Origin of the sequence: Sphaerisporangium melleum, from assembly GCF_014646695.1 — a bacterium.
Taxonomy (GTDB): domain Bacteria; phylum Actinomycetota; class Actinomycetes; order Streptosporangiales; family Streptosporangiaceae; genus Sphaerisporangium; species Sphaerisporangium melleum.
Genome location: NZ_BMNT01000018.1, coordinates 31,512 through 42,572, shown reverse-complemented (window position 1 = coordinate 42,572; position 11,061 = coordinate 31,512). Strand labels below are relative to the sequence as shown.

Genomic DNA, 11,061 nt, shown 5'->3' with positions numbered 1-11,061 from the left:
CATCCGATGACGACCATCGACCGCCGCGGCTTCGCCCGTCTGGCCGGGCTCGGCGCCGCCGGGTCCCTCGTGGGCGCCGCCGCGGCGCCCGCCCGGGCCGCCGCGGCTCCACTCCCGCTCGCGGCGCCCTCCCCTGCCGCCGCCGCGCCGAGCTGGGACACCTGCCTGAGCGTGGCGCGCGACCTGCTGCTCGTCGGCGAGGACGGCTCCGACCTCAAGCTGAAGTACCTGCGGGTGCTCATCGACCAGGGCCTGCCGCGCACCCGTACGCCCAAGAAGGTGCTGGTCATCGGGGCGGGCATCGCCGGGCTGGCCGCCGCGGCGCTGCTGGAGCGGGCGGGCCACCACGTCACGGTGATCGAGGCGAACGGCAACCGCGTCGGCGGCCGGATCAAGACCTTCCAGACCGGCTTCGCCGACCCGCGCCAGTACGCCGAGGCCGGCGCGATGCGCATCCCCGACTTCCACCCGCTCACCCTCGCGCTGATCGACAAGCTCGGCATCCCGCGCCGCCCTTTCTACAACGTCGACGTGCGGCCGGGCGCGGTGCCGCGCGGCCCGGTCCCCCCGGTCGTCTACACCTCGCGCGGCGGCCGGGTGTGGCGCTCGGGGCCCGGCAGGGGCGCCTTCACCCCGCCCGAGCGCCTCGACCACACCTGGATCCACGTCAACGGCATCTCCCAGCGGCGCGCGCAGTACGCCGCCGACCCGCGCAGGATCAACGCCTCCTTCGGCCTGCGCGACCGTAGGACCGCCGGGCGCATCCTGGACGAGGCGCTCGACCCGGTCCGCGACCACTTCTCGGTGGTGCGCGGTGGCCGCCGCGTCGACAAGCCGCTGCCCGAGCTGGTCAAGGGGTGGGCGCGGGTGCTGCGCGAGTTCGACGGCTACTCGATGCGCCGCTTCCTGAGCGAGCACGCCGGGCTGGGTGAGGCGGCGATCGACGCGGTCGGCACGCTGGAGAACCTCACCTCGCGGCTGCCGCTGGCGTTCATGCACACGTTCCTGACCCGGAGCCTGGTCAACCCGTCCGCCACCTACTGGGAGCTCGCCGGGGGCAGCCACCTGCTGCCGGAGCGGCTGGCGGCGAGCCTGCGCGAGAAGGTCCGCCTGGACCGCCGGGCCGTGCGCATCTCGTCCTCCGGCGGCGGCGTGCGCGTCGAGACCGTCAGCGAGAAGGGGAGCGACGAGTCCTCCTCCGCGCCGCAGCGCACCGCCGAGACCTTCCACGGCGACGTCGCCATCGTCACCATCCCCTTCCCCGCGCTGCGGCACGTCGAGATCACCCCGGCGCCGTCGTACGCCAAGCGGCGGGCGATCATGGAGTTGCACTACGACTCGGCGACCAAGGTGCTGCTGGAGTTCCGCAGGCGCTGGTGGGAGTTCGACGAGGACGACTGGCGGCGCGAGCTGGGCCCGCGCTACCGGCCGGGGCCGGTCACCCACGTGACCGGGGGCGGCTCGGTGGCCGACAACGCCAACCGGTTCACCTACTACCCCTCCCACCCGGTGCCGGGCAGCCAGGGCGGCGTGGTGCTGGCCAGCTACGTCTGGGCCGACGACGCCGCCCGCTGGGACTCGATGGACGACGACGAGCGGTACGCCTACGCCCTGCGCGGCCTGCGGGAGGTGCACGGCGACCGCGTCGCCGAGTTCTACACCGGCCACGGCCGGACCCAGAGCTGGCTGCGCAACCGGTACGCCTTCGGCGAGGCCGCGGTCTTCCTGCCCGGGCAGATGACCGAGATCCACCCGGCGATCCCGGTGCCCGAGGGGCCGTTGCACTTCGCCGGTGAGCACACCTCGCTCAAGCACGCCTGGATCGAGGGCTCGCTGGAGTCCGCCGTCCGCGCCGCCCTGGAGGTCAACGCCTGAGCGGCGCGCCGGCTCCGGCGGGCCCGTCCCCCTTCCGGGCCCGCCGGAGCCGCGCGCGGTCCACACCCCGCGCATGACGGAAATCACGGAAAGTCAAGCCGACGTCAATCGGGAGCCGGGATATGGCAATTCACAAGCCGCGAAAGGAGCATATTCTCCAAAACCCGAGCAGACGACCTTACAAAGCACGAGCGTGGTGCTAATTTGAGTGCTTCCAGATAACTCGGAAACCCGCGTCGCCCGTGGCGACGGACACGGACGCGGGAGGGCCGAGGGCGAACGCCCTGGTGAGGCGCCGTGAGCGGCGCCCGTCTCCGCGTGTCCCCGACTCAAGCGTCCCGGCAGATCCGGCCAAGTGGAAGAGTCTTCGGCGAAGGGGGCCAGTACCATGGAAAGCGCTATCCGCCTGGTGTACGCCCGCAGTGGACCCGCAGTGGGACGCCGCGCGGACGCCCGCTTTCCGGACACCTGCTCATCCGGTCGTCCCCGGCCGCGCGACTCCTCACGTCGTCCCTGGTCGCGGATCTCGGCGCGCGTCCGGCCGCACGCGTGGCCGCGCCCGCGATCCATCCGCGGCCGGGTCACGGCTCTGGTCACCCTCGTCGCCACACTCCTGCTCATCCCCTCCGGTGTGCTCGCGGGCCTGGTCGCCCACCACTCGGTACGCGGCTCCATCTGGCCCACCGCCCGGGAGGCGTCGGCACTCGTCGCGGACGCCTACCGCCTCGGCCGCCTGAGCCGCCCCATAAGGCCAGAGGTGCCCGGTGTCACACTCATCCAGATCGTCGCGCCGGACCGCAGCGTGCTCGCCGCCTCCCCCATGGCCGAGGGGCTGCCGCCGTTGACCGACGTATGGCCCTCCACGCACGATCCGCAGCGGGACGTGCACACCTGCGCCGACCACCACCTGGGCTGCGTGAGCCTGACCGCGCTGCGGATCTCGCCGGCCCCCGGCTCCCCGGTGGTCTACGCGGGCGGCCAGGTCCCGGCGCCCGGGGCCGCCGGGATCATCGACTCCATCTTCGTCATCCAGGGGGTGTGCCTGATCCTGCTGGCCGCCGCGATGACCTGGAAGGTCACCGGACGGACGCTGCGGCCGGTCGACGCCATCCGCGCCGAACTGGCCGCGATCAACGTGAACGACCTGAGCACCCGGGTGCCCGAACCGGCCGGCGAGGACGAGATCAGCCGCCTGGCGCACACCATCAACGGCACGCTCTCGCGCCTGGAGCGCGCCCAGGCGCGCACGGAGCAGGCGCTGGAGCACCAGCGCCGGTTCGCCGCCGACGCCTCACACGAACTGCGCACTCCCGTCGCCGGCCTGCGCGCCCAGCTCGAAGAGGCTCAGCTTCATCCGGACGACACCGACCTGCGGGAGTTGCTGGACCGCTCGCTCAGAGACCTCGACCGGCTGCAGTCGATCATCCTCGACCTGCTGCTGCTGGATCGGGTGGGCGCCGCCACCTGCCCGCCGCGCGCCTGCGTCGACCTGGCCGAGCTGGTGCGCGCCGAGACCGCGCGGCGGCCATCGGGCGCGCCACGCCTGGACCTGCTGCTGACTCCGGGCGTGCGGGTGCACGCCGTGCGCACGCAGCTCGACCGCGTTCTGGTCAACCTCCTGGACAACGCGGTGCGGCACGCCCGTACGGCGGTGACCGTGACGGTGCGCCGGGCGGAGCGGTCCGCCGAGCTGGTCGTGGACGACGACGGGGAGGGCATCGCGGTGGCGGATCGCGAGCGCATCTTCCAGCGGTTCACCCGGCTGGACGCCGCGCGCAGCCGGGACAAGGGCGGCACGGGGCTCGGCCTGGCCATCGCCGATGGAGTGGTGCGCGGTCACGGCGGCGAGATCGTCGTGGACGCCTCCCCGGATGGCGGGGCGCGCTTCGTGGTCCGTCTGCCACTGTCCCGGTGCGACTGTGCGGGAGCGCCCGAGGAGGAGGCATGAGACGGGCCCCTTGCGCCGGCACAGATGGCGTTTTGACCCGCCGCTGACGCTGCCCGCCACAGAGTTTTGTCCGATTTGTACTCTCTTGAGACTTCTGATATGGTTAACGAGAACCGGGATCCACCTTCGTACACCGCATCCGCCGTCCCCGGACGCTCGGCGGACCGCCACGGGCACGGCGCACATTCGCCCCCTTCGCCCCCTCCCCGGATCTCCGCCCAGATCGGCGCACCCCCCGCTGGCACCGTGATCAGCCTTGTGATCACCGTGAGGAGGAGTCGCGTACCCATGAGATCGTCCTTGTTCCGGCACCCGCGCAGCCTCCGCGCGTTTCACTGGGCTCCGCGCTCCATACGCGGCCGGGTCACGGCCCTGGTCGCCCTGCTCTCGATGCTCCTGCTGATCCCCTCGGGGGTGCTGGCGGGCATGGTCACGCGCCAGGAACTGGCCGACGCCGGATGGCTGGACGCCCGGCGGGCGGCCGACCTGATGGCCGCCGCCGACCGGGCCGGGCGGCTGACCGACCCGGTGGTGACCAGCAGTGTGCCGATGGTCAACGTGATCCAGGTCGTCGGCCCGGACGGGCGGGTCCGCGCCGCCTCCCCCGACGCGGCCGGCCTGCCGGCGCTGTCCACCGTCCGGCCGACGGCCGCCGACCCGCAGCGTGACCTGCAGGTCTGCCGGGCCCCGCTGGGCTGTGTGCGTCTTTCGGCCGTGCGGGTCACTCCCGCGGCCGGCTCGAACGTGATCTACGCGGGCGGCCCGGTCCACCCGGGGATCAAGACCGGGGTGTTCGACGCCCTGTTCGCCGTCCAGGTCCTGGCGCTGATCGCACTGGCCGCGTGGGCCGCCTGGAAGATCACCGGACGGACCCTGCGACCGGTCGAGGCGATCCGCGCCGAACTGGCCGCGACCAACGTCAACGACCTGAGCAGCCGCGTTCCCGAACCGCAGGGCGACGACGAGATCGCCCGGCTGGCCCGCACGATCAACGGCACGCTGGAGCGCCTGGAGAACGCCAAGGGCCGCATGGAGCGGGCGCTCGCCGCCCAGCGGCAGTTCGCCTCGGACGCCTCCCACGAGCTGCGCACCCCGGTCGCGGGGTTGCGCGCCCAGCTCGAGGAGGCCAGGCTGCACCCGGCCGACACCGACCTGCCCGCGCTGCTGGACCGCACGCTGAGCGACGTCGACCGGCTGCAGGACATCATGGCCGACCTGCTGCTCCTCGCCAAGATCGGCGGGGACACCCCGCTGGAGGTGTGCGAGGTGGACCTGGCCGAGACGGTCCGCATGGAGGTCGGCCGGCGGACCGCCACCGACCGGGTCCCCGTCGAGCTCAGGCTCGCCCGGGGAACGGTGGTCATGGGCGTCGGCACCCAGATCACCCGCGTCCTCACCAACCTGCTCAACAACGCCCAGCGGCACGCCGCGCGCGGCGTCCAGGTCGAAGTGCGCCACAACGGCCGCTACGCGGAACTGCTGGTCAGCGACGACGGCGACGGCATCGCCGAGGCCGACCGCGAGCGCATCTTCGAGCGCTTCACCCGGCTGGACGCCTCCCGCTGCCGCGACAGCGGCGGCAGCGGCCTGGGCCTGGCGATCGTCCGTGACATCGTGCGCGCCCACGGCGGCAGCATCGAGGCGGGCGCCGCCGACACCGGCGGCGCCCGCTTCACCGTCCGCCTCCCCCTCTACCACCGCCCACCCGGCGCCTCCCCCTGCGCCCCCGCCACCACCCACCGGCCAATGGCCCCCGCCTTCGCCGCCCACTGACGGCCCGCCGAAGGCCGGCGGACTGGGCGGAGCAGTCAACCGGCGAAGCGCGGCGTTCCGGGTTCGGACCTTGTCGCCCACCGGCCATTCAGCCGAGCGCGGTCTTGGTGCCGCCGCCGTGGCGGGTGGCCCTGGGACGCAGCCGAACCTTGACGGCACCACGGGTGAAGGCGGCGTCCGTCGCCTTGCTGGACCAGACATAAGCCTCACCCGGCGTGAGTGCCGCCATCCGGGCTGAGGTGAGTTCGGCCAGTGACGCGTTCGCCTTCTGCAGATGCTTGAGCCATGCGGGCGAGGTGAACTTGTGCAGGATCACATGGTTGGACAGCTCGATCAACGAGATCGGGACCGACGGAGGGTCCTGGCTCGCAACCAGGACGCTCATCCCCTTGTGCCGCATCTCGCGGACGCTCTCGACGAGCCCCGCCACCAGATCGGGGCTTTCGATGTACTTGTGAGCCTCGTCGAAGACGACGAGCTTGTTGAACCGCTCGCCATCGCTCCGGGCCTCGGCGAACAGTTGCATGAGGACCACGAAGAGACCGAGCGCCTCGTCCTTCTCGATGTACTCGTCTCTCAGATCGACGATGATCATCCGTCCTGGCCGGACGAGATCCTTCACCCGCGCGGTGTCGTCGATGTACTCGGCGGCCAGGTTCAGCCGTTCGAGGGCGAGCTGCTTGAGGTTGTCGGAGAGCGACGACCGCTCCACGCCGTCCCGGATGACCTCGAGCCGCAGATCCTTACGGTTGGCCTTCATGATGCGCTGGAGCTGGCGGATGTAGGTGGACTGATTACCGATGGCGCCCATGAGAAAGCGCCAGTGCTCGGCGCGCAGCTCGGCGGAGCCGAACTTCAGCGGGACGACATCGATCGCGGGATACTCCACGCGCCGCTGCTCCAGATGGTCTTCGGGGACCAGCATCACCACATCGGTCAGCGCGGCCGGGTCGGCGCCGTAGCGGTCTCGCAGCGCCTCGATCTGGCCGGCATCATCGTTGGGCAGCACCATGCTGGTGAACTCCGGCGCGTAGTCCAGCGTGGGGCTGTAGTGGAAGACGATGGTGGCGAGCGGGTGCGACAGTTCGCCGCTGGCCGGCATCGCCAGTGACGCGGCCTCGATGATCGTGCCTAGTGTGTAGCTCTTTCCTCCGCCCTGTACGCCGAAGAGGCTGATCGTGTGCGTCTCGTTGAGGTCGAGTGCGACCTTCCGCCCTGCCACCTCGCCGAGAACTCCGTACTGCGGAGAGGGACCAGCCGACCCAAGATAGACGTCGGGAGGCGGGCTCGAACCGGCGGAAGCGGGTCTGACCGGTTCGGCGGTGAACGGCGGTTTCTCGGCATCTGAGTAGGTTTCGGGAAGATCTCCGATCTCGGCCGGAGGTAGGGAGGACGCCTCTTTTTCCTCAGGTCCCTGCTCCTCGGAACCGTCGTCCGGGGTGTCGCCGAAGGCCTCCGTCGCGGGCACTTCGTGTGCGCGGGCCGGCGCCCGGAAGGCGGCGCCGGAGAGCCGGGGAAGAGTGAGATCGAGCCGTTCAAGGGACTCCGAGGTCGGGCTCGCTGCGGTCCCGTCCGCGGCCAGGACCGCATCGGTGGGGATGGCTTCGATCAGTTCTTCGGCGAGGTCGCGGCCGACGCGGTGGAACTCGATCCCTCCCTCGCATTCGCTGGAGGCGCCTTTGCCGGCGAGATCGAAGATGAGCCCCGTACGGGTGAATTCCAGCCGGTAACCGCGGTCGAGTTGCGTCAGCAGCCATTCGGCCTCAGTGGCGGCGTCCGCTTTCATCGTCCGGTAGCGGACGGCTCTGCCGAGGTAGAAGCGCAGCAAGGCGGCGAACTCGGCGTTCCGCACCACTCGATCGGGGCGGTCGGGGCTGCGGCGATGCGGGTCGAAGTGGTCCGCCAGCACCTTGGCGCTCTGGTCGAGCTGGACCGTCATGCGGTTCTTCAGCTCTTCGTGGGCCGATAGTCCACCCAGAGAGCTGTAGCACTTGACCTCGACCAACCGGCAGGTGATCGTCCGCCGCCGGGCGTTCAGGCTGAACAGCGCCAGATCCGTGCGTTGCAGGCCAACGGCCTCGCCCACCTCGTCGGCGCGTTTGCGCGCCTCGCGGTACAGCTCCAGGTGCGCGTCGAGCGGGACCAGGATCTGGTCGGCCAGCGCCCCCTGATAGTCGAGGTACAGACGGGCGAGCGCCAGGCCCAGGACCTCGGTTCGTTGTGTGGGCACCGCGGAGGCGAGTTTGAACGCCAGGCGCCCGGACAACAGGCGCAATTGGTCGAAGAAGGTGGCCGTGTGCCGGGGGTCGATGGCGAATCCGTGCTGCGCGATGACCGGGGACAGCAGAGATCGCAGCTCGTCGGCGGATCGCGAACTGATCACCACGTGGTGGCCCAGACCGTCGGAACCGTCGGTGTCGAAGTCGATGATGTAGTCCGGCCGCCGCTCGCTGTCCGGGCTGTCGAAATACTCCACCCCCAGCGTCCGGTCCGCCGTGATCACCCAGTCGCTGGAACGGTGCGCCTGATGGAGCAACGTGCCGTCGTCCACGTCGAGACTGAGCGTGATCCTCGGCGCGAGCCGGGTGCCCACCTGCCCTGTGGTCACGGCCGAGGCGGCGGCGGAGAGGATCGGTGGCAAGGAGGTGAGCAGATCGGTCAGCTCTTCGGCGCCGGTGATCGGCAGGGCAGGCCCGTGGTGGGGCTGTTTGTGCCAGGCGATGAGATCCTCATCCTCGACGTAGCTGACGACCATGCCCTGTTGGAGTCCGTGGACGTGCGCCGGCCCATGGCGCTCGGCGGGAGCGGCGTCGAACCGCTCGCCGCTGAACGCGTCGAGGAGAAGCGTGATGTGGGCGGAGTGTTCGCCGCTGGCGGAGCGGAACTCCGCCAGCGGCCGCACGGCCACCGAAAGCTTCGGCGTGATCCCGGCCGCGGTGCGTGTGTGGAACGGCTCGGCGTCCGTGGCCGAACTCCACTCCCCCCTGAGTAGCCGGGCGAGCGCGTCCCCGTTTCCGGGGTCCTCCGGGTCTCTGGCGAAGAGCCGGACGTCGTAGGTCATCTCCTTGAACCCCTTGCGGCGCTGGAGTTCCACCAGCATGTCCGCGACCTGCTCGGCCCGCCCGGCATTGACCACGGCGATCACCAATGTGGAGACGTAAGGGTGCAGGCGCAGATAGCGCTCGACCCGGTCGGCGAGCCGCTTCCCGGAGATCGCCCGGTCACTCGTCCACCGTTCGGGCAGGCGAAGCGCGGCGGCCAGCGCTCCGAGCACCCCTTGCGGGTCTTCTATGTCGGTGGGCAGGCAGACACCCCAGTACGGATTGAGATCAGCACCGGCCACGGCCAGCCGGCCGCCGGGGCGCGGCACGACCAGGGGGAAGCCGAGCGGAGTCATCCCGGCGAGCGTCCGCCCCGCGGCCGCGATGACCGCGGATTCGTTGCCGGTGGCGTCGGCGAGCCACTGGTGACCGAGCTCGGCCCAGGTGACGAGCCAGAGCAGGCGAAGCGGATGGGTCGGTGCCACGAGGGTCAGCTCGCTCACCGTGCCGCGTGCGTCGGTGTGGTCCACCGTGACGCAGTCCACCTGCAGCATTTCGGTGAGATCACGGAGTAGCCCGGCCGCGTGATCGTCGCCGGCGCGTTCGGCACGGCGAAGCTGCCGGCTGAGCAGTTCGCCGTAGGTCTCCGCGTAGTGCTGAACCAGATGCCGGATCTCGATGAGATCGCGGCCCTCCACCACCATCGCGTCGGTGCCCCTGATCGCGGCGAAGACCGCCCGGCGCGCTTCGATGAACGCTTCGGCGGCCTCGCCTCCGTCGCCGGGCCATGCGGGCTCTTCTCGTGTGGCGGCGCCGGCTTGGTCGGCGTGGACCGGCATCCGTAGGCGTCCGACCTGATCGGCTTCTGTGAGGATCCGCCGCTCCAGCTCGGCGAGCATGGGCGCGAGGGGGATCTCGATCTGCGCGTGCCCTCCGAACGCCGCGTGGACGACGTGGCTGGAGGAGCCGTGGGCGGCTTTCCAGCCGGCCGAGCGGCACGCTACCTCCCGCCAATCGCGCCCCTCCGCAAGAGCCGCGAACTGCAGACGCCGGAGGGCGTGGGTGAGGCCGATCTCCTTGTTCACCCGCTGCTGAGGCGGCGGTTCGTCGATGTCGTCGTCGGTGACGACCAGAAAACGGTCGCTCTCGTTGAGATCGCCCCCGCCCTCTCGCGCGAGCTCCACCGGGAGGGGGATGCCCTCGTCGTCCTGCGGAAGCACGCGGATGTAGTGCCACCCCTGCTCCAGATCGGCGCCGCGCAGCTTCTTGATGGCCGTCTTGAACGTCGTTTTCGCGGTCTTGCCGACGCGCACAGTGACGGCCACGCCGGTGGGACCGGCCTCCTCGGAGAGGAGTTGGACGGTGAACTTGGTCAGGCCGGCGATTCGGCGGGGGTCGGGCGTGACCTCGAAGGTGACCGGAAGCTGCGACGGCCCCTGTTTCCCGGTGGGGAGGAACATCTGCCCGGCGATGTTGGCCAGGGTCGGGTTCCCGGCATGCTCTGGCCGGTCGCCGGCGCGGGGCAGGTCGAGGTCGCCGACGGTGATGCGCAGCGTCTCGGCCGGGCGTTCCTCGCGCAGCGGCCAGTGCTGGAAGGCGAGCTTCCAGTTGGCGCGGTCGACCACGATCCGGCGCGTCCAGGTTCTGGGACTCTCCAGGCCGGTCTGGACCACGAAGGCGGCGAGACGGGCGCGGAACGCCGGGTCGGCCAGATGGAGCTCGACGACGCGTTGCCGCTCCGGGACCTCCGCCCTGGACAGGACCCGCATCTGTTGCAGGTTGCGCGCCGCGCGGGTGCGGATCCGCGCCGGCTCGGCGAAGAGGTCGAAGTCGGGCACCATTCCGAGCTCGAACACGGCGGCCCCGGCGGCGTGCGGGTCGAAGTCGTTGAGCTGCACGGCGAGCAGGTATCGAGCTCGTGCCGCGGAATCGCCGTACGCCCAGCGCTCCTCGTTCAGCACATCGAACAGGTCCGTCGCGCCGCGGCGCAGCGCTTCGGGAAGCTCGGCGAGCAACCGCCCGACCAGGGCGGAGTAGACGTCGCCCAGCACGATCTCTTCGAAGGTGGCCACGTCGAAGGAGTCCTCGGCGCTGGCCCGGGTGCCGGGAGGAACGAAGACGAGCAGAGGCGGTCGCTGGCGTCCGCCGTCCGGGTTGCGCAGTTCGATCAGCTTCGTGCTGCTGATCGCCACGTCCGCAGACACCTCGGGCGGGCCGCCGAGGACGTGGACCTGGGCGTCGTTGCGCACGGCCGTGCGCAGTCTGCGGCAGAGCCGTTCGGCGAGAGCCGCGCCGATGTCGATGATCCGGGCGCAGTGTCCCGGTTCACGAGCGTCCAGGAAAGTGGACAGCCGGGGGGTGAGCACCCGTTCGAGCGCCTCGTCGAGGTCCTGATCGAGTAGTTCGCGAAGTCCTGTGCTCATC

4 protein-coding genes are annotated in these 11,061 nt (G+C 70.9%); 3 read left to right on the top strand and 1 reads right to left on the bottom strand.

Translation table 11 applies throughout. The features are described 5' to 3' along the window. The first annotated feature begins 6 nt into the window (after positions 1–6). The 3 genes from IEY93_RS17195 to IEY93_RS17185 all read left to right on the top strand — a co-directional run bounded on the left by IEY93_RS17195 (position 7) and on the right by IEY93_RS17185 (position 5,596). A complete protein-coding gene (locus IEY93_RS17195; RefSeq protein WP_189164089.1) occupies positions 7–1,875 on the top strand; it encodes a flavin monoamine oxidase family protein in 1,869 nt (622 codons plus the stop codon). A 388-nt stretch (positions 1,876–2,263) separates the two neighbouring features. Beyond that, a complete protein-coding gene (locus tag IEY93_RS17190) occupies positions 2,264–3,823 on the top strand; it encodes a sensor histidine kinase (RefSeq protein ID WP_189164088.1) in 1,560 nt (519 codons plus the stop codon). Positions 3,824–4,111: 288 nt separating this feature from the next. After that, positions 4,112–5,596, top strand: coding sequence for a sensor histidine kinase (locus tag IEY93_RS17185; RefSeq protein WP_189164087.1), 1,485 nt, complete (start codon positions 4,112–4,114; stop codon positions 5,594–5,596). An 88-nt stretch (positions 5,597–5,684) separates the two neighbouring features. On the opposite strand, the gene mads8 is transcribed toward IEY93_RS17185, so the two are convergent. Further along, the gene (gene mads8 / locus IEY93_RS17180; RefSeq protein WP_189164086.1) at positions 5,685–11,060 is read right to left on the bottom strand and encodes a methylation-associated defense system ATP-binding protein MAD8; all 5,376 of its coding nucleotides are present in this window, start codon (positions 11,058–11,060) and stop codon (positions 5,685–5,687) included. Between the last annotated feature and the right edge of the window lies 1 nt (position 11,061).